The 23182-nt window shown below is 69.1% G+C and carries 23 protein-coding genes; 8 read left to right on the forward strand and 15 right to left on the reverse strand.

The window, feature by feature from the left end; genetic code table 11:
* Positions 1-8: 8 nt before the first annotated feature.
* The 8 genes from ACTJJX_RS05800 to ACTJJX_RS05835 all read right to left on the reverse strand — a co-directional run bounded on the left by ACTJJX_RS05800 (position 9) and on the right by ACTJJX_RS05835 (position 9545).
* Positions 9-755 carry a class I SAM-dependent methyltransferase gene (locus ACTJJX_RS05800; RefSeq protein WP_003112447.1) on the reverse strand — a complete coding sequence of 249 codons (747 nt, stop codon included), beginning with the start codon at positions 753-755 and terminating at the stop codon, positions 9-11.
* Positions 752-2119 carry a 2-isopropylmalate synthase gene (locus ACTJJX_RS05805; RefSeq protein ID WP_016851871.1) on the reverse strand — a complete coding sequence of 456 codons (1368 nt, stop codon included), beginning with the start codon at positions 2117-2119 and terminating at the stop codon, positions 752-754. Before ACTJJX_RS05805 ends, ACTJJX_RS05800 begins: the two co-directional genes overlap by 4 nt.
* The gene (locus tag ACTJJX_RS05810) at positions 2116-2994 is read right to left on the reverse strand and encodes a phytanoyl-CoA dioxygenase family protein (RefSeq protein ID WP_003120545.1); all 879 of its coding nucleotides are present in this window, start codon (positions 2992-2994) and stop codon (positions 2116-2118) included. Before ACTJJX_RS05810 ends, ACTJJX_RS05805 begins: the two co-directional genes overlap by 4 nt.
* Positions 2991-3605, reverse strand: a complete 615-nt coding sequence (locus ACTJJX_RS05815; protein ID WP_012614371.1) for an alpha/beta fold hydrolase — start codon at positions 3603-3605, stop codon at positions 2991-2993. The genes ACTJJX_RS05810 and ACTJJX_RS05815 overlap by 4 nt, the downstream gene beginning before the upstream one ends.
* Positions 3599-4861: a hypothetical protein gene (locus ACTJJX_RS05820; protein WP_010793931.1), complete on the reverse strand. Its 1263-nt coding sequence runs from the start codon at positions 4859-4861 to the stop codon at positions 3599-3601. Before ACTJJX_RS05820 ends, ACTJJX_RS05815 begins: the two co-directional genes overlap by 7 nt.
* Positions 4858-6678: a non-ribosomal peptide synthetase gene (locus tag ACTJJX_RS05825; RefSeq protein ID WP_023082597.1), complete on the reverse strand. Its 1821-nt coding sequence runs from the start codon at positions 6676-6678 to the stop codon at positions 4858-4860. Before ACTJJX_RS05825 ends, ACTJJX_RS05820 begins: the two co-directional genes overlap by 4 nt.
* A 720-nt stretch (positions 6679-7398) precedes the next feature.
* Complete coding sequence (mltA, locus tag ACTJJX_RS05830) at positions 7399-8556, reverse strand: murein transglycosylase A (protein ID WP_016851870.1); 1158 nt, start codon at positions 8554-8556, stop codon at positions 7399-7401.
* A gap of 95 nt (positions 8557-8651) precedes the next feature.
* The gene (locus tag ACTJJX_RS05835) at positions 8652-9545 is read right to left on the reverse strand and encodes a LysR family transcriptional regulator (RefSeq protein ID WP_003116363.1); all 894 of its coding nucleotides are present in this window, start codon (positions 9543-9545) and stop codon (positions 8652-8654) included.
* Positions 9546-9629: 84 nt separating this feature from the next.
* On the opposite strand from ACTJJX_RS05835, the gene ACTJJX_RS05840 reads away from it, so the two are divergent.
* Positions 9630-10409, forward strand: a complete 780-nt coding sequence (locus tag ACTJJX_RS05840) for an NAD(P)H-dependent oxidoreductase (RefSeq protein ID WP_003162621.1) — start codon at positions 9630-9632, stop codon at positions 10407-10409.
* Positions 10410-10416: 7 nt separating this feature from the next.
* On the opposite strand, the gene ACTJJX_RS05845 is transcribed toward ACTJJX_RS05840, so the two are convergent.
* Entirely contained in the window at positions 10417-11043 is a 627-nt protein-coding gene (locus ACTJJX_RS05845; protein ID WP_003082512.1) for an NAD(P)H-dependent oxidoreductase, read from the reverse strand.
* Between the two features lie 105 nt (positions 11044-11148).
* Here ACTJJX_RS05845 and ACTJJX_RS05850 point away from each other — a divergent pair, with 105 nt between their 5' ends.
* Both ACTJJX_RS05850 and ACTJJX_RS05855 read left to right on the forward strand, forming a co-directional pair.
* The gene (locus ACTJJX_RS05850; protein ID WP_016851869.1) at positions 11149-11757 is read left to right on the forward strand and encodes a TetR/AcrR family transcriptional regulator; all 609 of its coding nucleotides are present in this window, start codon (positions 11149-11151) and stop codon (positions 11755-11757) included.
* A 38-nt stretch (positions 11758-11795) separates the two neighbouring features.
* Complete coding sequence (locus ACTJJX_RS05855; RefSeq protein ID WP_003120541.1) at positions 11796-12644, forward strand: aminoglycoside phosphotransferase family protein; 849 nt, start codon at positions 11796-11798, stop codon at positions 12642-12644.
* A gap of 76 nt (positions 12645-12720) precedes the next feature.
* On the opposite strand, the gene ACTJJX_RS05860 is transcribed toward ACTJJX_RS05855, so the two are convergent.
* Together ACTJJX_RS05860 and ACTJJX_RS05865 are read right to left on the reverse strand one after the other, a co-directional pair.
* Positions 12721-13071 carry a hypothetical protein gene (locus tag ACTJJX_RS05860; RefSeq protein WP_003082515.1) on the reverse strand — a complete coding sequence of 117 codons (351 nt, stop codon included), beginning with the start codon at positions 13069-13071 and terminating at the stop codon, positions 12721-12723.
* 109 nt (positions 13072-13180) lie between these two features.
* Positions 13181-13987: an AraC family transcriptional regulator gene (locus ACTJJX_RS05865; RefSeq protein ID WP_003082516.1), complete on the reverse strand. Its 807-nt coding sequence runs from the start codon at positions 13985-13987 to the stop codon at positions 13181-13183.
* 133 nt (positions 13988-14120) lie between these two features.
* Between ACTJJX_RS05865 and ACTJJX_RS05870 the strand changes: the two genes are divergently transcribed.
* Genes ACTJJX_RS05870 through ACTJJX_RS05885 form a run of 4 tightly spaced genes read left to right on the forward strand, consistent with a single transcriptional unit; the run spans position 14121 to position 17532 of the window.
* Positions 14121-14318: a DUF1656 domain-containing protein gene (locus tag ACTJJX_RS05870; protein WP_003082517.1), complete on the forward strand. Its 198-nt coding sequence runs from the start codon at positions 14121-14123 to the stop codon at positions 14316-14318.
* A gap of 12 nt (positions 14319-14330) precedes the next feature.
* Positions 14331-15239 (forward strand): efflux RND transporter periplasmic adaptor subunit, encoded by a 909-nt coding sequence (locus tag ACTJJX_RS05875; protein ID WP_003112442.1) that lies wholly within the window; start codon positions 14331-14333, stop codon positions 15237-15239.
* The gene (locus ACTJJX_RS05880; RefSeq protein ID WP_016851868.1) at positions 15239-17278 is read left to right on the forward strand and encodes an FUSC family protein; all 2040 of its coding nucleotides are present in this window, start codon (positions 15239-15241) and stop codon (positions 17276-17278) included. Before ACTJJX_RS05875 ends, ACTJJX_RS05880 begins: the two co-directional genes overlap by 1 nt.
* Positions 17275-17532, forward strand: a complete 258-nt coding sequence (locus tag ACTJJX_RS05885) for a DUF2790 domain-containing protein (RefSeq protein WP_003107483.1) — start codon at positions 17275-17277, stop codon at positions 17530-17532. Before ACTJJX_RS05880 ends, ACTJJX_RS05885 begins: the two co-directional genes overlap by 4 nt.
* Before the next feature lie 21 nt (positions 17533-17553).
* Here ACTJJX_RS05885 and ACTJJX_RS05890 read toward each other — a convergent pair whose 3' ends face one another.
* Complete coding sequence (locus ACTJJX_RS05890; RefSeq protein WP_003123117.1) at positions 17554-18057, reverse strand: thioredoxin family protein; 504 nt, start codon at positions 18055-18057, stop codon at positions 17554-17556.
* Between the two features lie 172 nt (positions 18058-18229).
* Between ACTJJX_RS05890 and ACTJJX_RS05895 the strand changes: the two genes are divergently transcribed.
* The gene (locus tag ACTJJX_RS05895) at positions 18230-19012 is read left to right on the forward strand and encodes an AraC family transcriptional regulator (protein ID WP_003123116.1); all 783 of its coding nucleotides are present in this window, start codon (positions 18230-18232) and stop codon (positions 19010-19012) included.
* 2 nt (positions 19013-19014) lie between these two features.
* Here ACTJJX_RS05895 and ACTJJX_RS05900 read toward each other — a convergent pair whose 3' ends face one another.
* From ACTJJX_RS05900 to ACTJJX_RS05910, 3 genes are read right to left on the reverse strand one after another with little or no spacing between them, the layout of a single operon-like run.
* Positions 19015-20526 carry an MDR family MFS transporter gene (locus tag ACTJJX_RS05900; protein ID WP_016253699.1) on the reverse strand — a complete coding sequence of 504 codons (1512 nt, stop codon included), beginning with the start codon at positions 20524-20526 and terminating at the stop codon, positions 19015-19017.
* On the reverse strand, positions 20516-21667 hold the full coding sequence (locus ACTJJX_RS05905; protein ID WP_003145368.1) for an HlyD family secretion protein: 1152 nt from the start codon (positions 21665-21667) through the stop codon (positions 20516-20518). Before ACTJJX_RS05905 ends, ACTJJX_RS05900 begins: the two co-directional genes overlap by 11 nt.
* Positions 21664-23112: an efflux transporter outer membrane subunit gene (locus tag ACTJJX_RS05910; protein WP_012614365.1), complete on the reverse strand. Its 1449-nt coding sequence runs from the start codon at positions 23110-23112 to the stop codon at positions 21664-21666. Before ACTJJX_RS05910 ends, ACTJJX_RS05905 begins: the two co-directional genes overlap by 4 nt.
* Positions 23113-23182 lie beyond the last annotated feature (70 nt).

The raw sequence follows: 23182 nt of genomic DNA on the forward strand, positions 1-23182 counted from the left end.
CCGGCTCCTCAGCGATTCAGCGCGGTGAAGGCGTGGATGTCGAAGTTCACCGCCACCTGCGGCGCGCTCTCGATCTCGCGCACCGCGGCGATGAAGCGGTCGGCGTAGTCTTCGCCGCCTTCCTGCTCGATGTAGCGGGTCACGTAGCTGGTGGAGAGGAAGAACAGCGCGACCTCCTCCGGGCTGAGGAAGATGATGTTGGCGAACACTTCGCGGCGGCAGTCGCGCAGGTGCGGGCAACTGCCCATGATCTCCAGGGTGTCGTCATAGCGGGTCAGGCGCGGATCACGGTGTTTGGCCCACTTGTTCACCAGTTCGTGCTCGATGAAGTCGCGCAGCGGCCCGTAGGCGATCGGGAAGTCGTACTTGTAGGCGCAGAACAGCCCGCCGGGGGTCAGCCAGTCGGCCATGCGCGTCAGCACCTGCTTGCGGTCCATCCAGTAGAAGGAGGTGGCGCTGGTGACCAGGTCGAAGCGGCGTTGCGGCGCGAAGGTTTCCGCCGGCGACACGCTGAAGCGGATCTCCGGGTAGTTCTCGCGGGCCTTGGCGATCAGCGCCTCGCCCAGGTCGCTGCCTTCCACGTAGCGGAACCAGGGTTGCAGGCGGACGGTCGAGACGCCGTTGCCGCAGCCGATGTCCAGCGCCGCTTCGCGTGCCGGGGCGCGTTCGGCGAGGTTGCGGTAGAGCGAATCCGGATAGGCGATCTTGCCGCGGACCACGTTGTAGGCGTCTGCGTGCTTGTCGAACTGCTTCATTGGGTAATCTCCAGTAGGCTCTCGTGGTAATCGCCCTTGTGGACGAAATTGATGTAGGTGCCGCTGCCGCCGAGGTAGCGGTAGCTGTGCTCGACGCCGGCGGGGATGAACACGCTGGCCGGGCTCTGCAAACGGCGCAGTTGGCCGCCGAGCAGGACTTCCACCTCCAGGCCGCGGTAGTCCTCGTCGCTGCCGAGGAACAGGAACACCGAGTCGCAGTTGTGTACGTGGCTGTCGACGTGGCCCGGCCCGCCGTCGCCGACGTCGTGGAACTGGCGGGCGATGAAGTAGAACGGCGAGCCGTCGAGCAGGCGCCGGTCGAGCATGACGAAGCGCTTGCCGGGGCCGTGGCGGTGGTACTTCAGTTCGCTGGCGGACTTCTCGAAAGGCGTGAGGAACAGGGATTGGCGGTGCATCGGCATGTAGCGTTGCAGCGAGACGCGGCCGTTGATCAGTTCCGGATCGAAGGCGCTGTAGGCGTCCTGGTTTTCCTGCATGGCCAGCTGGTGCAGGCGGGCGACATGGACGAAGGCGTTCTCGCCGACCACCGGGTGCATCGGCGAACGCTTGATCCGGCTGTGCGCCTCGACCAGTTCGGAGACCGCGAGGACGTTCTTCAGGTTGAAACGGTCGGCGGCGAACTTGGTGTGCAGCAGGGTCAGCAACTGGAAGGTATCGGTGATCCCGGCGCGTTCGCCGATCCCGTTGCAGCTCGCCGAGTGCCACTGGACCCCGGCCTGGATCGCCGCCAGGGTGTTGCCCAGGGCCAGGCCGCGGTCGTTGTGCACGTGGTACTCGAAGACCACGTCGGGGAACTCGTGGCGCAGCAGCGAGAGCACGTCGAAGGTCTCGTCCGGCAGCAGGATGCCGACGCTGTCGGCGAAGCAGATGCGATCGGCGCCGGCGTCGCGCGCGGTGGCGATCATGCTGACCAGGTCGCTGACCGAGGTGCGTGCGGCGTCTTCCACCGTGGCCCGGACCCGCAGGCCGCGTTCGCGGGCGTAGCGGATCGCGTCGTGGAACAGTTCGAGCACCTCCTCGCGGTTCATGCCCTTGAACTTGGTTTCCAGCGAGATCGCGTTGATCGAGGCGAACAGCCCGACCCACTGGGCACCGGTTTCCAGCACCGCGTCGATATCCTCCCGGCGCGCCCGGGCGTGGGCCAGCACCGGCGTGGAAACCGCCGCCACCACGGCGCGTACCCGCTCGCGTTCGTCTGCGGAAATCCGCGGGTGGCCGCACTCGATCATATCCACCCCCAGCGCCGCGATTTCCCGTGCCAGCTGGACCGACTGCGCGCTGTCGAAGCTGCACTGGCGGGCCTGGCACCCCTCGCGCAGGGTGCAGTCGATGACCCGGATCATCGTCTCGCTCCCGCGTCCGAGGCCGACAGCGTCGCCAGCCGCGGCTCCCTGATGAAGTCGTGGATCTTCGGCGCATGGCCGAACTGGCGGGAGAAACGGGCGAGGAAGGTGACCATCTTCAGCGAGTAGTCGCACAGCTGCGGAAGATAGTGGTCGAGGTTGTCCTCGGTGATTGCTTCGTCCGGGAACACGCTTTTCAGGTTGGAAGCGATCCAGGTTTTCATGCTGTCCTCTCGATTCAGTTGGTGGAATTCGTCGTCCTCGACGAAGACGATCGGCATGCCGATGCGCAGCTCGCCGCTGCGGTTGTTGTGGCTGCCATGTGCGGTGCGGGCGGGCCAGACCAGGACGTCGCCGGCGTCCAGCTCGGCATCCACCAGTTGCTCGCGGGAAATGCCGTTGGCCTGGAGGTCGATGCACTTGAACATCGGGTAGGCGAGGTCGAACTCGTGGGGGAAGATCGTGCGGTCGTCGGGGTAATAGAACATCCCACCGTTGTCGTTCCGCGACGGGGTCAGGGCGACCCAGAAGGTCTGCGCGCTTTCGTAGCGCTTCTCCCATAGCGCGATGTCCTGGTGCAGCGGGATGTAGGACTCGTCGGCGTGGCGCTTGATGAACGCCGCGTGGCGCAGCAGGCGCGGCTTGCGCAGATGGTCGCGGACCAGCGCGTCGAGCCCGGAGCGGGCGAACCAGTCGTCCCAGAAGAGCGGGTCGTGGCGGTGCAGGTTGCGCACCTTCTTCGCCTCGCGGCGCTCGTCGTCGGCGATGTCGAATTCCGGTTCCAGCGCCGGGTCCGGCCGCTGCGCCGCGGCGAGGATCCAGTCCAGCGCCTGTTGGCGCAATTGCGGGGATACCACCTGCCGATAGTGTTTCATTGGATGGACTCCTTGCTGACGGTGTGGACGATGAAATCGATCACCGCCGGGTCCTGCAGGGCCAGGTGGTGCGGACGCTCGCAGGGGAAGGTGTCGAGCCGCTCGATCAGGTCGCACCAGCGTTCGGCGGCCGGGTCGCGGCCGGCGTCGTCCCGGCAGCGCACCCAGCTGGCGCGGGCGAGGCGATGGCGGGGCTGCCAGCGGCCGAACAGCTCGACATTGCGCAGCAGGACCTCTTCGCGCAGTTCGCCAAGCTCGCTCATCAGGGCGATCCATTCGCGCATCTCGGCGCTCAGCCAGCGCTGGTATTGCTCGCTCGGCGGCATTCGCCGCAGGGCCGGCCAGGGCAGGTGGCTGTCGATCATCAGCAGGCGGCTGGCCGGCAACTGGCGGGCCATCTCGTAGCCGACCAGGCCGCCGAAGGAATAGCCGATCAGCCAGTCCGGTTCTTCCGCCAGGCCGTCGAGTACCTGGCTGGCGAGGGCTTCGATGCTGGCGTAGGCATCCAGCCGGTGGTAGTCGACCGGCCGGCAGTCCGTTGCGCCGAGGCGTGCCAGCAGCCCGCGGAAGCAGCTCGGGTGGCCGATGAAGTCAGGCAGCAGGATCAGCATGGGCGTAGCGCCTCGGCCATGGCCGCCGCCAGCGCCAGGGTCCGTTCGCGGCCGAAGCGGCTGGCCAGGCTGGCGTCCCAGCCGCCGTCGTCGCGCCGGACCAGGGTCAGGGTCAGCGGCAGGCGGCTCTTCAGTGTCGGCCGGTGGATGAACCCGGCGCTGCGGAATGGCTGGTCGATGACATTGATCATCACCTGGGCGTCGGCATAGCGCAGCCCGGCCCGTTCGGCGATGGCCTCCGCCGGCAGCAGGCTGTGCTCGAAGGCCTCGAGCCTGTGTCGTTCGAAGGTGTCCTCGGCGGTCGCGGCGTCCAGCAACAGCGGCACCAGGTTCAGCCAGCAACCGGAAACCGCCGTGCCTCGGCGACTGCGCAGGCTGACCGGGGTCAGCGCCAGGACCTTGCCGGTGGCGCCCTGGCTGGCCAGGGCGAGAGCCAGGGCGCAGGCGAGCCGGGTCAGCAGGGCGGCTTCGCCGCCTCCTGGCGTGGCAGCCAAGCGGAAATCCTCGCAATGGCTGGCGAGCTCCGCCCAGGGCAGGCTCGCCAGTTCACGGAACGCCTCGCCGCGCTCGCTCCAGTAGTCTTCCAGCCTGGTCCTGCGCTCGCGCAGCTGGCGCTCCAGGCGCCATTGCTGCTGGAGGAAGCCGAACTCGGGGGCCGCCGCTTCGGTCGTGGGGTCGGCGTTGAGCACGGCCAGGCGGGCCAGCAGCACGCTGGCGAAGTCGGCGTCGGCGACCAGGTGATGCAGCCAGACGCCCCAGCGCGCACGTCCTCCGCAGCGCCCGTGGAACAGTCGCAGCAGGCCGCGCTCGAACAGGGAATGCGGGCGTTGCAGCAGCGCTGCGATGAGCGTGTTTTCGTCGGCGAAGGGGCCGACTTCCAGCGCCGGGCTCTCCTCGGGCTGCCCGTGGACGACCAGTTCGAAACCTTCCGCGCCGCTGTCCACCTGGCTGTCGAGCAACGGGAACTCTTCGCGCAGGCGCCGCCCCAGGCGCGTCAGGTCGGATGCCGGCACCTCGGCCGGAGCCAGGTAGCAGAGGCCGAAGCGGGTCAGGTCGGCGCCGAGCAGCTCGCTGAAGACCATCCCGCAGGACCAGGGCGACAGGTCGACGCGCAAGGACTGCGCGGCCTCATCCGGCATCGGTTGGTGCCGCAGGCGGTCGCGCTCGGAGGGGGACAGGCGGTGCCAATCGCCGACCACCACCAGGTGCTCGCGGAACCAGTGGTAGCGCACCTCCGCGGAGAGACCGACGTTCATGCCGCGCTCCTCGACAGCACCAGCGGCTGCTCCGGCGTCGCCGCCCGTTCCAGCAGACGCTCCGGCGCCAAGCCGTGGCTGCGCAGGAGACGGCTGAACTGGTCGAGGCGCGAGTTTGCCTGCAAGTCGGCGAGTCCCAGGTTTGCTCCCGCACCCGCCGATTGACAGAGGGCGACCAGTTGCAGGGCGAGCAACGAGTTGCCGCCGCAGAGGAAGAAATCCTGGTCGGCGGCGCCGACCTCGCAACCCAGCAATTCGCTCCACAGCTGCGCGCAGCCGCGTTGGTCGGGATCGAGCGCGCTGGCGCAGCGCTCCAGCGGTTCTTCCAGGCGGCGCAGCAGGGCGGCGCGGTCCAGCTTGCCGTGCGCCGTCAAGGGCAAGGCCTCGACCCGGACGCAGGCATGCGGGCGCTGCCAGGTGGGCAGTTGGCGGAGCAGGGCCTGCGGGCTGGCGTCGGCTTTTCCCGTCCAGGCGCAGAGCAGTTGCTTGATGCCGTTGCGCTCGCGGACCAGCAGGGCGCAGTCGAGGATGCCTGGCTGGCGGCGGAAGCGCTGTTCCAGGGCGGGGAGGTCGAGGCGATAGCCGTTCAGCTTGACCTGGCCATCGCCGCGGCCGATGAAGCGCAGCCGGCCCTGCTCGTCGTAGCGAGCGCGGTCGCCGGTACGGTAGGCACGCAGGAGGCGGCCGCGATAGGGCAACTCGACGAAGCTGGCGCGGGTGCGCGCCGCATCGTTCCGATAACCCTGCGCCAGGCCGGCGCCGAAGGCGACGATCTCCCCGGCCCGGTCGGGCTCGGCGATCTCCTGTCCGTGCTCGTCGAGCAGGAGCACCGCGGTGCCGGCGATGGCCTTGCCGATGGGGATGTCGTCTTCCTCGAGGTCGTCGTCGGTGACGACATGGCAGCAGGTGAAGGTGGTGTTCTCCGTCGGTCCGTAGCCATTCACCAAGTGCAGTCGCGGATGCCGCAGCAGCGCCCGGCGCACGTGCGGCACCGAGAGGATGTCGCCGCCGGTGAGCAACTGGCGAAGGCCGCCGAGACAGTCCGGGTCGAGGTCCACCAGGGTGTTGAACAGCGAGGCGGTGAGCCAGGCGCTGTCGGCTCCGCGCTCGCCGATCAACTGGCGCAGCACGCCCGGGTCGAGGGGGCCGAGGTCGTTCAGCACGCAGCAGCCGCCGTTGAGCAGCGCACCCCAGATCTCCAGGGTCGCCGCATCGAAGGACAGCGGCGAGTTCACCAGGAAGCGCATCTGCGGAGCGAACGCGAGGAACGACTGGCCCAGGCACAGGCGGGTAATGCCGGCGTGGGTGCAGGCGATGGCTTTCGGGCGGCCGGTGGTGCCCGAGGAGAAGTTGATGTAGGCGATCTGGTCCGCCGCGAAGCATGGCCGGGCGACCGAGGCTGGAGCGGCAGGCAGGTGCCTGACCGGGACGCAGGGAAGACCGTTGGCGGGCGTCGGCGTGGTCGAGCAGTCGAGGATCAGGCGGCAGTCGACCTGCCGGCACAACTCTGCATTCCAGGCCGCCGGTTGTTTCAGGTCTATATATAAGTAGTGATGGCCGGATAACAGTATGGCGAGCAGGCAGGTAATGCTTTCCCGAGAATATTCGCCGTACACTCCAAGACAAACTCCCGGCTGCGGATAATGCTCGAGAAGATAGTCTGAAAGTTGTTGGGCGCTATGCAGGAGTTGCCGATAGTCGACACTTCCGAAACGGTCCCTGATGGCTTTGCGATGGGGATGAAGCGCTGCCATTTCGCTGAAGCGGGCCACCACCGTCGGGTGCGCGTACAGGTCGAGCAGGGAGTTCTGGGACATTCTGGCAATCGCCTTTTTTCGAAAAAATGAGTCCATCTGCCGGCTTCTTCGGCTAAATTAAGGATTTTTGGTTTTTCGCGAAGACGGCCACCGAGTCTTCCCGGGCTCTGCCAGTCGTCCGCCGCCCACCGGCTCGCTCACGCGAGCGGCAAGCGTCGAGGCGCCTTGCCCGGAAAAACCGTTATGGAAATACGGAGTGCCGTCGACTCAAGGGCAGTCAACTGCTGCCATGCAGTCTTATCGTCAGGAAAGAGAGAAAAGCGATGAGAATGGATTCACGGTCACGCATTGCACTTCCACCTTGCGTTGGTTTTCCGAAGTGTTTCGCTGTGTGTGTTTTTATATGTTTCGTGGGTATTTAAAATAAGATACAAATTTCCCCTCACAACTATGAGAATTGGTAGTTGGCGAAAGGGCGCCATGAGGGGCGTCGAAGCGTGCCGGCTGATGGCTTTTTGCCGAGGCAGGCGGCCGCGGCTACGCCTGCCGGGGGTAGCACGGACAAGTGGTGTCGGGGGGCCTGGCCGCTGCGGCGAGGCGCGGGAGGTCCGGCTGGCGCGGCGATCATCACAGAGGATTCTGCGGCGTCATTCATCGTTTGAATGGTTGCTGCCGCAAGCGCGCCCGGCGCCGTCGATGTTGGTCTGCGGTGTCGGGCGCTCGCTGGCGTTGCGTTGGCCAGCCGTCCCGGCCGGGTGCGTAGGCACCGGCCGGAGGTTTTCAGGAGGCGGGCAGCGGCGCGCCCTTGGGCCATAGCAGCCAGAGCCGGCCCGGCTGCTTCATGTGTCCGGCGAGTTCGCCGGCGGCGTCGCCGGTGCCCCAGAACAGATCGGCGCGGACCTCGCCGACGATGGCCCCGCCGGTATCCTGGGCCGCCACCGGACGGACCACCGCGCTGCCGTCGTCAGGGCGGGTGGTGGACAGCCACATCAGGCTGCCCAGCGGAATCACCTTGCGGTCGATGGCCACGCTGTAGCCGTCGGTCAGCGGTACGTTCAGCGAGCCGCGCGGACCTTCGTCGCTGTCCGGGCGCAGGCTGAAGAACACGAAGCTGGGATTGCTCGCCAGCAGTTCGGAGACCCGCTGCGGATTGGCCTCGGCCCAGTCGCGGATGCGCTTCATGCTGATCTCTTCCTTCGGCACCAGGCCCTGCTCGAACAGCCAGCGGCCGACCGGCTTGTACGGGTGGCCATTCTGGTCGCCGTAGCCGATCCGCAGTTGCCGGCCGTCTTCCAGCTGGATGCGCCCGGAACCCTGGATCTGCAGGAACTGCAGGTCCATCGGGTCGCCCAGCCAGGCGAGCACCGGCGCGCTGGAGCCGTTGTCGCGGATCGTCGCGGCGTCGTCGTAGGGTTTCAGCACCCGGCCTTCCAGGCGTCCGCGCAGGCGCTTGCCCTTGAGTTCCGGGTAGACGCTTTCCAGCGCGACCACCACCAGGTCGTCCGGTACGCCGTAGACCGGCACCGGGGTTTTTTCGCCCTGGCTCAGGCTGCCGTGGTAGACCGGTTCGTAGTAGCCGGTGATCAGGCCCTGGTCGCCGTTGCTGGAGGAACGCAGGCTATAGACCTGCATCCGCTCCTGGAGGAACGCGCGCACCGCCGTCGGATCGGCGGCGACCGTCGTGGCGCTCGCACAGGGCTCGCCCCATACCGGGTCCTTGGACAGCCGCGCGCAGGCCGAGCGCCAGGCATTGAAGCCGGCGAGCAGGTCGGCGTCGCTGGTGGCCGGCAGGGCGTCCCAGGGCACGCTGTTGTAGGTGGTGACTTCGGCGGGTTTGGGCGGGGGCTCTTTCTTGCCGTCGTCGCATGCCGTCAGCAGGGCGGCGAAAGGGAGCGCGCAGAGCAGCAGGCGGCGCCAGGGATGGAACGGAAACTTCACGCCAAGGACTTCCTGGTGGTGGATCGAAGCCCGCTAGCTTGGGCAAAGCGCGACGGTGCGTCAAACCGCGGCGACGACCGAAGCGTATCGCCGCGTTACACCGAGGCGGCGATGAGTTCGCGCAGCCAGCGATGGGCCGGATCGCGGTGCGAGCGCTCGTGCCAGAGCATGGCCAGGTCGTAGCCGGGCACCTCCAGGGGCGCCTCGACCACCCGCAACCTGTCGCGCTCGCGTACCAGTCGCGACGGCAGCAGCGCCACCAGGTCGGTGCTTTCCAGCACCGCGCGGAGGAACAGGAAGTGCGGCACCGACAACGCCACCCGGCGTTCCGCGCCGAGTTCGGCGAGCGCCTGGTCGGTGGGACCTAGGAAGCCGCCGCCGTCGGGCGAGACGATCGCCTGCTCGAGGCGGCAGAACTGCTTCAGCGTCGGTCGCCGACGCAGCCCCGGATGCCCGGCGCGCCCGGCCAGCACATAGCGCTCGCTGAACAGCCGGCGACAGCGCAGTCCCGGCGGCGCTTCTTCGAGGGTGTGGAAGGCCAGGTCGATCTCGCCGCGTTCCGCCTGCCTGACGATTCGCGTCGGCGCCAGCTCCAGCACCGCCAGGCGGCTGCCCGGCGCCTGGCGGCGAAGACTGGCGAGGATCGGCAGGAGGATCGCCGACTCGGCGTAGTCGGTGGCGGCGACGCGCCAGGTATGCCGTGACTGCGTCGGATCGAACGGCGCGGCCGGCGCCACCGCCTGCTCCAGGGCTTCCAGGGCCAGGCGTAACGGCTCGCGCAGCTCCTCCGCCCGCGCCGTCGGGCGCATCCCGCGCGGGCCGGGAAGCAGCAAGGGATCGTCGAAGATCGCCCGCAGCTTGGCCAGGTGCACGCTCACCGAGGGTTGGGAAAAATTCAGGCGTTCCGCCGCGCGCGTCACATTGTGTTCGGTGAGCAGCACGTCGAGGGTCACCAGCAGGTTCAGGTCCAGTCGCCGGAGATTAATCATCCATATACCTGGAATTTCGGATATTCATTTCAACTATATCCGGCGATGGCCGATCCTGCGCCCACCTTTTGCCGGAGACCCGCCATGAACGTACTCATCGTCTATGCCCATCCCGAGCCGCGGTCCCTCAACGGTGCGCTCAAGGACTTCGCGGTCGCCCGCCTCGAGGCGGCCGGCCATGCGGTGCAGGTTTCGGACCTCTACGCGATGGGCTGGAAGGCCGTGCTCGATGCCGGCGACAGCCTCGAGCGCGAGGCCAGCGAACGCTTCGATCCTTCCGCAACTTCCCTGCGCGCCTTCGAGAACGGTTGGCAGAGCGTCGACATCGCCGGTGAGCAGGACAAGCTGCGCTGGGCCGATACGCTGATCCTGCAATTCCCGCTCTGGTGGTTCAGCATGCCGGCGATCCTCAAGGGTTGGATCGATCGCGTCTATGCCTGCGGCTTCGCCTACGGGGTCGGCGAACATTCCGACAGCCACTGGGGCGACCGCTACGGCGAGGGCCGGATGCAGGGCAAGCGGGCGATGCTGGTAGTCACCGCCGGCGGCTGGGAGTCGCACTACGCCGCGCGCGGTATCAACGGACCGATGGACGACCTGCTGTTCCCCATCCATCACGGCATCCTGCATTACCCCGGCTTCGAGGTATTGCCGCCGTTCGTCGTCTATCGCAGCGGCCGGATCGACGCGGAGCGTTTCGCCGCGCTGAGCGAGCAGTTGGGCCGGCGCCTCGATGACCTGCAGCGCACTGCGCCGATCCCGTTCCGCCGGCAGAACGGCGGCGACTACCTGATCCCGGCGCTGACCCTGCGCGACGAACTTGCCCCGCAGCGGGCCGGTTTCGCCATGCACCTGGCCGAATGACCTGGGGTCAGGCCTCCAGCGGCTGCGCCTGGGCGGCCCCCTGCGCGCCGCGTGCGGCGAAGAGCTGGCTGCCGATGTGCAGGGCCTGGTCCAGATGCCGGATCGGATCGGCGCTCTCCGACTCCAGCAACAGTTCGGAACGGACCACCCGTGCGCCGCAGTAATCGAAGATGCCATGGTCGATCTGGGTGCGCATCGCCCCGGCGTAGCCGTGCCGCTCGAAGGTGCCGGCATCGGCGCCGCCGACACCGACCAGCACCACGCGCAGGCGCTGCAGCTTTTTCCGCAGGTCGCCGCCGATGCTGTAGTCGAAGGCCCAGCCATTGGAGAACACGCGATCGATCCAGCCCTTGAGCAGGGCCGGCATCGACCACCAGTAGATCGGGTAGACCAGCACCAGGGTATCGGCGCGATCGATGCGCGCCTGCTCGGCGAGGACGTCGGCGGGAGGCGACGCCTGGCCTCGATGCACGGCGTGGTCGGCCAGGCCGAAGCGCGGCTCGAAGCCTTCCGCCGCCAGATCGGCGGTTTCCGCGGAATGGCCGGCACGGACCACGCCTTCGGCGATGCGCGCGGCGAGGGCGTGGGTGAGAGAGCGAGGATGGTGATGGGCGACGACGATCAGGGCATGCATGGGCGAATTCCTCCGGGAATTGCGGGAAGGGGGGCAAGTCGATAGTCTGGGTAAAACCTACTTTCCGTAGGTTACCTTTAGTAAGTTACTTTTAGTAGGTTATCTATGTCAACGCACTTCCCAGACGACCCGTCGCCACGCCGCCGCCTGTCCCGCGACGAGCGCCAGCGCCAGTTGCTCGAGGTGGCCTGGCGGCTGGTCCGCGAAGAAGGTACCGAGGCGCTGACCCTCGGACGCCTGGCCGAGCAGGCCGGGGTGACCAAGCCGGTGGTCTATGACCACTTCGGCACCCGCGCCCGCCTGCTGGCGGCGCTCTACCAGGATTACGACCTGCGCCAGACGGCGCTGATGGAGGCTGCCCTGGAAGCGAGCGAGGCGACCCTGGAGGGGCGCGCCGACGTCATCGCCCGCGCCTATGTCGACTGCGTGATGCAACAAGGCCGGGAGATTCCCGGGGTGGTCGCGGCCCTCGCCAGCTCGCCGGAGCTGGAGCGGATCAAGCGCGACTACGAGGTTCTCTTCATGGACAAGTGCCGCGCCGTGCTGGAGCCCTTCGCCGGCGGCGGACGGCTGACCGTCGCCGCTCTGCGCGCAATGATCGGCGCCGCCGAAGCGCTGTCGCACGCGGCCGCCACCGAAGAGATCGCCCCGGAAGAGGCGCGGCGGGAACTGTACGAGGCGATCGTGGCGATGGTCGCGCGGAGTCGTCGGTGAAGGAACCGCGTGCCCTGGAGGAATATCGCCGGGCGATAGTGGCGGCCTGTCCGGAGCTGGCGGACGCCACTTTCGCCATCCTGGCCTCGGGCTGGCATTCCACGGCGGTGGAGGTCGGAGGGCGCTGGGTGTTCAAGTTTCCGCGCGGCGCGGAGGCCGAGGCGGCGCTGCTGCGCGAGGCCGCCGTGCTACGCCTGGTGCGTCCGGCGGTGAGCCTGCCGGTGCCGGCGCCGCAGGTGTTTGCGGGACCGCCGCTGTTTTCCCGCCACGAGAAACTGCCTGGCGGTTACCTCCTGGGCGAGGACTACCGGCGCCTGGACGAACCCGCACGGCAGGCGGTCGGCGATGCGTTGGGGCGCTTCTACGCCGAGCTGCATCGACTGCCACCGGCGCGCATGCGGGCGGTTGGAGCCTTGCCGGTGCGTCCCTGGGAGTCGCCTGCGGCGATGCGCAGGCGCGCCTTGCCGCTGCTGCCTGCGGCCTGGCGCGAACGCGCGGAACGCTTGGTGCGGGAATATGCCAAGCTGCCTGCCGATCCGCTGGGTTCGATCTTCGGCTTCTTCGACGGCCATGGCTGGAACATGGCATTCGATAGCGAGGCCGGGCGGCTGAACGGTGTGTACGACTTCGCCGACGCGGGCATCGGTCCGCTGCACCAGGAATTCATCTATTCCGCGTTCATCGATGCCGACCTCACCGAGCGCATCGTCGCCGCCTACGAGCGCTTCAGCGGTCGGCGCCTGGAGCGTCGGCGGATCGCCTTGCTGACGGCGGCGCATCGGTTGTCGGAGCTGGCCGAGCTGGCCGACGAGCCGCGCCATCTGCCGGAGATGCTCGCCGGCGCCCTCGACGGCCTGGCCCTGGCGGAGGCGCAGGGCCTGGCCTGATGAGGGGACGCGCGGTTGTGCTGGGCAGGACGGATATGACCGCGTGCGGACATCCGCCGCGAAGTACCGCTACCGCTCAGAGATAGGCTTGCGCGCGGCGCCGCGAGCGCGGCATGCGGTTCTTCCCGGACAATTCGTTGAGACGCGCCTGCCAGGCCTTGCGGGCGGCATCGCGGTCCTGGCGCTGCGCGGCGGCGAGCCTGGCCTCGGCTTTCGGCCGCGGCGCGGCCTTGTCGATCACTGGCGCAGCGGCGGTGGGGGTGACAGGGGCACTGGCCGGAGCGGCGTTTTCCTGGGCCTGGGCGAAGGCGTTGGTGCGCCGGCAGGTCTTGCAACTGACCTGGCCGACGTCGCTCGAGCCGTTCACGTTGCTGTCGCCGCGCCCGCAGGCTGCCTGGCCGGATTCGCTCAAGAAGTGCGTAACCATCTGATCCTCCTGGAGAAAAAAGGGCGGCATTATTCCCAGAAGTGCCTTCGAGTGCCAGCCTCGGGGGAGAACAGCTGACGAACTGCAAGACCTTTCCGTCGACCTTCGTTCAGTCGGCTGGCCGCCGCATGCTGTCGCGCACGTAGCGGGCCGGGGGGCTGCCGAGCGCCTTGCGGAACATGCCGATGAACGAGCTGACCGACTCGTAGCCGAGGATCTCGGCGGTGCGTTGCACCGAAACGCCGGCGGACAGTTGCTGCAGGGCGATGATGATCTGCAATTGCTGGCGCCACTGGCCGAAGGTCATGCCGGTCTCCCGGCGCACCATCCGCGCCAGGGACCGCTCGCTCATCGCCACTCGCCTGGCCCATTCGGCCATGCTGGCGCGGTCGCCGGGGGCGCGGGTCAGTTCGTCGGCGATGCGGCGCAGGCCGCGGTTGTCCGGCAGCGGCAGGTAGAGCTGTTCGGTCGGCGCCTGTTCCAGGAGTTCCAGCAGCACCCCGGCGAGACGTGCGAGCGGGCCGTCGTGCGGATAGTCCTGCGGTTGCGCGCTCAGGTGCAGGATCAGTTCGAGGACCAGCGGCGACAGGGCCAGGGTGCAGCAGTCGCTCGGCAGGCGTGCCGCCCCCGGCTCGACGAAGAGGAAGCAGACCTTGCCGTTGGCGGTGACCCGGTTGCTATGGGCGATGCCGCCGGGAATCCACACACCGAAACCGGCCGGCACCATCCACAGGCCATCGGGCACCGTGCAGGTGATGCCGCCGCGGCAGGCCACCACCAGCTGGCCCTTGCGATGCCGGTGCACCGGCACTTCGGTGTCGTTGTGCCGGGCCTCCAGCTGCAGGGCCAGGGCCGGCTGGCCGAGCGCGTCGGGATCGAAGCGTTGGGCGAGGTAGGTCTGCGGTTCACGGCTCACGGCAGGTCCTGTGGTTGTCCGAATTCGATTATTTTCTGGCTGAGTAGTCGATATTTGCAAATCGCCACGCCCCGTAGCCTGTGCTCCTCAACCCGACAGGAGCGGCCGACCGCTCCGCGCCCTCGATACCCTGGTGCCCTGCATGCTGAGCGAAGTCTCCGTTTCCGGCCTCTACGTGCCGCCATTGTTCCTCTACCTGTGCCTGGCGATGCCGCTCTACCTGCTGCTGGAGCGCCTCGCCTGGCGCTGGCTGGAATGCGCCTGGCATCCCGGCCTGCTGCGTTTCTTCCTGTCGTTCATCGTGCTGTCCGTGCTGGTGCTGAAGTTCTGAGCCGAGGTCCCCATGTCCATCGTTCGTCTTTCCAAGGTGGCTGCGACCTTCGCCTGCGGCCTGCTCGCCCTGTGCCTGGCGTTGCAGTTGTGGCAAGCCTACGTGCTGGCGCCCTGGACCCGCGACGGGCGGGTCAGCGCGCAGGTGATCCGCATCGCGCCGGAAGTCTCCGGCAGCGTCGAGGCGGTGTTCGTCGCAGATAACCAGCGGGTGGCCCGCGGCGATCCGCTGTACCGCATCGATCCGCGCAGCTATCGCCTGGCCGTGCGCCAGCGCGAGGCGGAGCTGGAGCAGGCGCGGGAAACCCTGCGCCAACGTGACGAGCAATGGCGCCGACGCATGCAGTTGGCCGGCGCGGTTTCGCGCGAGGAGGTCGCCAACGCCGGTCGCGCCCTGCGTATCGCCCGCGCCCGCGCCGAGGCCGCCGGGGCGGCGCTCGACCAGGCGCGGCTGGACCTGCGGCGCAGCGAGTTGCGCTCGCCGGTGGACGGCTATGTGACGCAGTTGCGCGTGCAGCCCGGCGATTACGCGGCGGCGGGCCGGACCAACATCTTCATCGTCGATCGGCGAAGCTTCTGGGTCACCGGCTATTTCGAGGAAACCAAGCTGCGCAATGTACAGGTCGGCGCGCCGGCGACGATCAAGCTGATGGGGTTCGATCCGCTGCTCGACGGCCATGTCGCGAGCATCGGTCGCGGTGTCGCCGACCTCAACGAAAGCCGTGCCGACAGCGGCCTGCCGCAGGTCAGCCCGAACTTCAGCTGGATACGCCTGGCGCAGCGCGTGCCGGTGCGCATCGAACTCGACCGGGTACCGGCGGGCGTGGTGCTTGCCGCCGGCATGACCGGCAGTGTCGAGGTGCTGCAGGCGGGGACCGCGCGGCACTGGCGGCTGACCCGCTGGTTGCAGGAGTACCTTTGATGGCGGCGTCGGCGTCCGGCGGGCGCGATTGGTACGCGGCGTTGCCGTTGCCCTGGCGGACCGACAGCCTGGACTACGTGCTGCGCAGCATCGGCGCTGCCGCTCTGGCGCTCGGCCTGGGGCTCTACCTGCAACTGGATTCGCCGTTTTCCGCGGCGTCCACTGTGCTGTTGCTGATCAATCCGGTGCAGGGAGCGGTGGTCGGCAAGGGCTGGTGGCGCGCCGTGGGTACCCTGGTCGGCACGCTCGCTGCCTTCGTCCTGACCGCGCTGTTCACCCAGAAGATGCTGCTGTTCGTCGTCGCCCTGGGTTTCTGGCTGGGTCTCTGCGTCGGCGTCATGAGCCTGGTCCGGCACTTCTACGCCACCGCCGCGGTGGTCGCCGGCTACACCGTGTGCCTGGCGCTGGGACCGGCCATGGTCGAGCCCGAGGCGGCCTTCGAGCACATCGTCACCCGCGCCTCGGCGGTAATCGTCGGGGTCTGCTGCCTGAGCCTGGTGACCGTGCTTTTCAGCCGCAGGACCGTGTCCGGGCGGGTGCGCCAGCGTCTCGTCTCGCTCTGCGCGGCGACGCTGGCGCTGGTCGCTGCGCGGCATGCCGGTGCGGCTGACGGGGAACTGGAGCGCCGTCGCCGGACGCTGGCCGGCGAGGTCTACGCGGTAGACGACCTGCTGGGTGTCGGTCGCGCCGAGTCGCGGGCGCTGAGCGCTGCGCTCCCGGCGATCCGCGGTGGCCTGGCGGCGCTGTTTTCCACGCTGATGGAGTTCCGCTTCGCCGGCGAGACGCATTGGGCCCGGCGCTTGGCGGAGCGTGGACTGGCGCTGCCGATGGCCGACGACCTGCGCCTGCTGGGCGGCCAACTGGATCGCGGCGAGCTCGACTTCGCCGGCGCCGCGCGACGGCTCGCGAGCTTGCGCGGTCGCCTGGCGGCGATTCGGCGCGGACTTCCGACAGACCAAGCGGATGCCTGTCGCGAAGGGCTGTTCATGGAGCGTCTCGACGAGCAACTGGATGACCTGCAGGCCGCCCTGCGGGGGTTCGCCCGGCTCGACGGCCGGGCCCGCGCCGACGTCCGCCCAGCGGCCTTCCATCGACATTACCGCGAGGCCTTGCGCAACGGCGCGCGAGCCTGGCTGGCGATGCTGGTCGGCGGCGCCCTGTGGTTCCTCAGCGGGTGGGACCAGGGGCCGACCCTGCTGGCGGTGCTCGGCCCCTACTGCACGCTGCTGGCAGCCTCGCCCTTTCCCGCCGAGGGCACGCGCAATTTCATTCGCGGCACGCTCTACGCGATACCTGCCGCATTGCTCTGCAAATTCCTTCTGCTACCGCTGATCAACGGCTTTCCATTGCTGCTGCTGTGCCTCGCCTTCTTCTGGTCGTTCGGTATCCAGGCCACCACAGTGCCCAGGCGGGCGTTGCAGGGAATCGCCTACCTGATCGCCTTCAACACCCTGGTCGCCACCGGCAATCTCGCCCGCTTCGATTTCGGCGACTTCGCCAACCAGTCCTGCGCCTGGGTGCTGGCGCTCTGCATCAGCCTGCTGGTCTACCGCCTGCTGCCGAAGGACCTGGAACGGCATTCGGCGTCGCTGCTCGACCATCTGCGCCGCGAGACCCTCGCCTTGCTGCGTCGTCGCGCCGGTTTCGACGCGCATGCCTGGCAGGCCCGCCAGCAGCATCGCATCGCCCAGTTGGGCGCGCTGCATGGCATGGAACATCCGCGCAGCGCGCTGGCCCTGCGCCTGGGCTTCGTATCCCTGCAACTCGGCCGCGAGTCGCGGCGCCTGTGGCGCGCCCTGGCCGGGCTCGACCCGGCCGCCGCGGAGGCGCGGTGGATCGAGCGCGCACTGCGAGCCATCGCCGTCCGCCATCGCGATCCGCCGCTCGCCGCGCGGCACGCACGCCGTGCCGGCGCCCGCCTGGCGGCCGCCGGCGAGTGGCGCCTGGCCGCGATCCTCACCGACCTCGCCTGGTTGCTCCGGGCCTATTCGCAAAGCGTCTCGTCCGACGGGGCGCAGCATGGAGAAAAGACCTCATGAAAACCTCGTTCTTGCTGGCCTTGCTGCTGTCCTGCTGGTCCCAGGTCCAGGCGGCGGACGACGACGGGAAAGAGTTGCCGCCGATCGAGCGCTACGACTACGGCATGCCGCTGGACATCGAGCGGGTGCTTTCCGTCACGCCGGTGCCGGCCACCTGTGGCGTGGTGCCGCTGGTGATGCTCTACCGCGACAGCGCCGGACGCCTACATCGCTTGCAGTACCGAGGCCTTGGCGCGGGCTGTTCGCGGCACTGAGAAGCGGGCGCAGGCGCTGTCTCAGCGCGCCGCGCCTTCGATGATCGCCAGGACGTCGCCGATGGCGTGCTCCAGGTAGTCGCCCGCCTTGTACGCCGCAAGCGCCTGCGGACCGCCGTCGAGCACCGCCTGCGGCCGTTCGACGAAGCGTCCGAGCAGGTTGAACTCCTCGTCCAGCACCAGTACCAGCGGAATCGGGATTCGCTCCAGCGCCAGGCGCTGGCGCAGGTCGTCCTCGGCGCGGCCCTTGGAAATGATCGCCAGCTCGATGTTCGGTTGCAGGCGCTGCGCGAAGTCCAGCGCGGCCAGGTTGATCTGGCAGTCCGGGCACCACATTTCCCCGGCGACCAGCAGGCGATAGCGCCGTTCGATGCGTTGCAGGCGTTCCGTCAGCGCGCTCGGCAGCCCGTCGCTTTCCAGCTTCTGCCGGAACCGCGCGACCGCGCCCTGTTCCGTGGCCAGGCCATGGCCGACGAAGGCGGCGAAGTCTTCTCCGATATCGAACAGTTCCGCGTAAGAGGCCATGCTGGTTTCGCTCCTGTGCTTGGGGAGGGATGGCGCGGCGGATACGCCAGGTAGTCGCGCCACGCCGGGGCGGCCAGGGTAGCGNGCGCCGGCGTGCTTCGCCGGGACTGGTCGTTAGCATGGCGCGGCTGGTAAAAAGACAGCGCCCCCACTGCCCGCCAAGGCCCGCCCGATGCTGATCGACCTGCCTTCCACCCGTCCGGTCTTCGCCTATGCCCAGGATTATCTCCACGGCGAGCGCGTCGAGCTGCACCGGCATTCGCGCGCGCAATTGATCCATGCGCTCAGCGGGGTGGTCACGGTCGGCACCGCCGAGGGCACCTGGGTGGTGCCGCCGGGACGCGGTGTCTGGTTGCCGGCCGGTATCGAGCATGGCCTGCGTTTCGCCGGCCAGGTGCGCATGCGCACCTTGTTCATCGCCCCGCAGGCGCGCCACGACCTACCGCGGGACTGCCGGGTGGTGGACGTGCCGCCGTTGCTGCGGCAATTGATCGTCGCGGCGATGCGGATCGCCCCGGACTACCCGCCGGGTGGCCGCGACGAGCGGGTGATGGAGCTGATCCTCGATGAACTGCGGGTGCTGCCGATCCTCGCCCTGCACGTGCCACAGCCGGTCGATCCGCGACTGGCGGCGCTGTGCCGCAGCCTGCGCGCCGAGCCGGCCGCCGACTGGAGCCTGGGCGATGCCGCGCGTCGCCTGGGCGTCAGCCCGCGGACCCTGACCCGCGCCTTCCAGCGCGAAACCGGTCTCAGCTTCGTCCAGTGGCTGCGGCGCATGCGCCTGCTCGCCAGCCTCGATGCGCTGGCGGCAGGGCACTCGATCCTCGAGGTCGCACTGGACCTCGGCTACGACAGCCAGAGCGCCTTCAGCGCCATGTTTCGCCGGACCCTGGGCGTTTCGCCGAGCCTCTATTTCGGCCGCGGCGCCGCCTACGGGGTGGCCGAGGGCGACTGAGTTCAGTCCTTCTGGCGCAGCATCAGCGAGGCCAGGGCGCAGGCCAGGAGCGCCACGCAGGAAAGGTAGAAGGCGTCGGAGTAGGCCATCAGGTAGGCCTGCTGGCGCACCCCGTGGTCGAGCAGGGCCAGCGCCTGCTGCTGCTCCGGCAGTTGTATCCGCACCTGGCCACCGCCCAGGCGCTGCTGCAGGGCGCCGTCGAAGATCGTCAGGGTCTCGCCGATCCGCTCGGAGTGGAAGCGCTCGCGCAGCGAGACCAGTTGCGTCAGCAGCGCGGTGCCGATCGCGCCGCCGAGGTTGCGCAGCATCGAGATCAGCGCCGAGGCCGAGCCGGCCTGGGCCTTGTCCAGGCCCTTCACCGCCAGTACCGAGAGCGCGACCATGATCAGCGGCTGGCCGATGCCGCGCACGACGATGGAGGGGATGATCACGTTGCGTCCCGCGTCGGCGTTCAGGTGCGCGCCCATCCAGCAGCCCAGGGCCATGATCGCGAAGCCGCCGGCCACCAGCAGCTTGGGGTTCAGCCAGCGCATCAGGCGCGGCAGCAGCGGCGCCAGGAGCAGTTGCACGAGGCCGTAGAGGATCAGGCTGTCGCCGATCTGCCGGGCGTTGAAACCCTGCAACTGGGACAGGTAGTTGGGCACCAGGAACACCAGGCCGAAGGTCGCCGCGCCGAACACCGCCATCGCCAGGCTGGACACGCCGAAGTTGTAGCTGCCCAGCAGGCGCAGGTTGATGAACGGCCGCGCGCCCCACAGTTGGCGCTGTACGAAGAGCAGCAGGGCGAGCACGGCGAGGACGGCGAAGGTGCGGATGAAGCCGGACTCGAACCAGTCGCGGCGGCCACCTTCCTCCAGCACGATCTGCAGCGCGCCGAGGCCGGCGACCATCGCGCCGATGCCGAGCCAGTCGGCCTGGCGCAGGCGTTCGCGGTCGCCGTCGCGGGGGCGGATCGACCAGGCCACCGCGGCCAGCAGGGCGATCCCCGGCAACAGTTGCAGGAGAAAGATCCAGCGCCAGGAATAGGCATCCGCCAGCCAGCCGCCGATCGACGGGCCGGCGGCCTGGGCCACACTGTTGGAAAGGCTGAACAGCGCCATGCCGAGGGGTACCCGGCTGGACGGCAGCTCGGTGAGGATCAGTTGCATCGACAGCGGGATCAGCACCGCCCCCGAAGCCCCCTGGATCACCCGGATCAGGATCAGCGTCGACAGGTTCGGCGCCAGCGCGCAGCTCAGCGAACTGAGCAGGAACACCAGCGAGCCGAGGAGCATCACCCGGCGCAAGGAGAACACTTCCACCAGCCAGGCGGTAAGCGGGATCATGCTGATTTCCGCGACCAGATAGGCGGTGGAGATCCACGAGCCCTCCTCGAAGGTGGCTCCCAGCGCGCCTTCTATCTCCGGCAGCGCCGCGCTGGTGACGTGCACGTTCATGCCGGCCATGAAGCAGCCGAACAGGCCGCCGGTGACGGCGACCCAGGCACGCAGCGATACCTTGTCGTCAGCGCTCATCGGCGGAGGCTCCGTCCGGTTCGCGAGTGTCCACGGTGGCGATCACCGACATCCCCGGAAGCAGCCGGCCCCGCTCGGCGGCGTCGGCGTCCAGGCGGATACGCACCGGGAAGCGCTGGACGATCTTGGTGAAGTTGCCGGTGGCGTTGTCCGGCGGCAGCAGCGCGAATACCGCGCCGGAGGCCGGCGCCACGCTGTCGACGCGGCCGCGCCAGCGGCGGCCGAACGTGTCCACCTCCAGCTCTACCGGTTGCCCGGGACGGATGCGTTCGAGCTGGGTCTCCTTGTAGTTGGCCACCACGTAGGCCTGCTCCAGCGGCACCACCGCCAGCAGCGGCAGCCCCGGCGTGACGTACTGGCGCAGGCGCACCTTGCGCTGGCCGACGCGGCCGGCGAATGGGGCGCGGATTTCGGTATCGTCCAGGGCGTGGCGCGCCAGTTCGCGCGCCGCCGCGGCTTCCTGCAGCTCCGCCTGGCGCTGGGCGAGCGCCGCCTCCGCCTCGCGTCGCCGGCTCTTCAGTACGTCCCTGGCGGCGCGCTGGCGGCCTTCCTCGGCGCTTGCCCGCCGCGCCGCCGCCCGCGCTCGCTGGTGCGCCGCGTCGGCGTTCTCCAGGCGCTGGCGACTGGTGGCATGCTCGTCGGCCAATTGCCGGTAGCGTCGCCAGTCGGTCTCGGCGCGGCGCCATTCGGCTCGCGCCGCTTCGCCATCGGCGCGGGCGCGGCTGATCGTCTGCGCCTGCTCCAGCAGTTGCCGATCGAGGGTCTCCAGCTTCGCGCGCTGGGCTTCCAGCGCCGCCTGCGCCGCCGCTTCGCGGGCCTCGGCGGCGCGCAGGCGCTGGCGGAAGTCGCGCGGGTCCAGGCGCAGCAGCAGGTCGCCGGCCTGGACGTCGGCGTCGTCGGCCACCAGCACCTCGGCGACGTAGCCGGAGACCTGCGCGCTGACCGCCACCCAGTCGGCGCGTACATAGGCATCGTCGGTGCCCTCCAGGAAGCGTCCGCTGCTCCACCACCAGGCCAGCAGGGCGGCGAGCGCGATGGCGCCGGCGAGGCCGCCCAGCAGCCAGGTTCGGCGCCGGCGCGTGGCTGCTGGCATGGTTTCGCCAGTGGTGTGTTCGATGGGTTCCCTGATTGCCTGGTTCATTGTCCGTTTTCCTGATGGGAGGGGCTGGGAGCGGCTTGCCAGCCGCCGCCGAGAGCCCGGAACAGTTCGACCTGGCGCTCGGCGACGCGCATCTCGGCGTCGACCAGGCGCGCCCGGTCGGCGACCAGGCTGCGTTGGCTGTCGAGCAGCTCGAGGGCATCGAGGGCGCCGGCGCGATAGTTGCTGCGCGCCAACCGGTAGGCGTGGCGCTGCTCGTCGAGGGCACGCTGGAGGTCGGCACGCCGCTGGCGCTCGCCGGCATACAGCGCCAGGGCACGCTCGACCTCGCGCAGGGCGCCGAGCACCGCTCCGTCGAAGCGCGCCAGGGCGGCGTCGCGCTCTGCCGCTGCGCTGTCCAGGCGGCCTCGCGCGCTTTCCCGGTTGGGGAAGCGCCAGCTCAGCAGCGGGCCGGCCGCGTAGGCCAGCGCGCCGCTGCCGCCGAGGCCGGCGAGGGTCACTGCGGAGGTCTCGGCGCCGACGGCGAAGCTGATGCGCGGGTACAGCTCGGCTTCGGCCAGCGCGCGCCGGGCGTCGGCGGCGGCGAGCCGGCGCTCGGCCGCGCGGACGTCCGGGCGGCGCGCCAGCAGGCTCCAGCCGTCGCCGGTGGGCAGGGCACGGCGCAGTTGCGGTATGCCGGCGCAGGTCGCGGCAGGAGCGTCCAACTGGCGCGGCGAGCGCCCGCTGAGCAGCGCCAGTTCGTAGAGTGCCGCGCGCCGCCGCGCCTCGAGCATCGGCAGCGCGGCGCGGGTCCGTTCGCGCAAGGCCAGCAGCCGGCGTCGCTGCAGCTCGCTGGAAAGGCCGGCGGCGAGCTGGCGTTCGCTCAGCGCCAGGCTCGCGTCGAGCAGGCCGACCGATCGGCGTTGTACCTCTGCCCGTCGCGCCAGGGCGCAGGCGCGGACGTAGGCGAGGGTGGTCTGGCTGGCCACGCTGACCCTGAGCAGGTCGCGCGCCGCTTGCGCCGCTTCGGCATCCGCCTTCGCCGCGGCGATGCGGGCGCGGACTTCGCCCCACAGGTCCAACTGGTAGGACAGGTCGAGGCGGGCGGTGTGTTTCCACTGGCTGTGCAGGTCCTCGTCGGTGGCTTCGGCGAGGGTCTGGTCGTCGCCGTCGCGCCCATACTGGTAGCCATAGCCGACCTCGGTCCGTGGCCAGCGTTCGCCCTGTGCGCCGCGCAGATGGCCGAGGAGCGCGCGGGCATGGGCATCGGCTGCGGCCAGGTCGCGGTTGTGGCGCAGCGCGGCGGCCACCAGGTGGTTCAGCCCAGGGTCCTGGTAGAGCGTCCACCACTGGGCGGGCAGCGCGTCGCCGCGGGTTCCCGCCACCCTCGACAGGCCAGGGTCGAGGCTTTCCGCGCGTGGCGCGGGTTGGTTGCGGTTCGCGCAGCCCAGCGCGGTGGAGATACCCAGCGCCAGCGCCACGCAACGCAGATGACTGGCAAGCGGCATTGCCCTGCTCCCGTGTCTGAAAGAGCGGGGAACGGTAAGGCAGGCGCGGGCGGCCTGCGCCGGCAAAAGC

The organism is Pseudomonas sp. 22490 (assembly GCF_052044465.1).
Lineage (GTDB): Bacteria > Pseudomonadota > Gammaproteobacteria > Pseudomonadales > Pseudomonadaceae > Pseudomonas > Pseudomonas aeruginosa.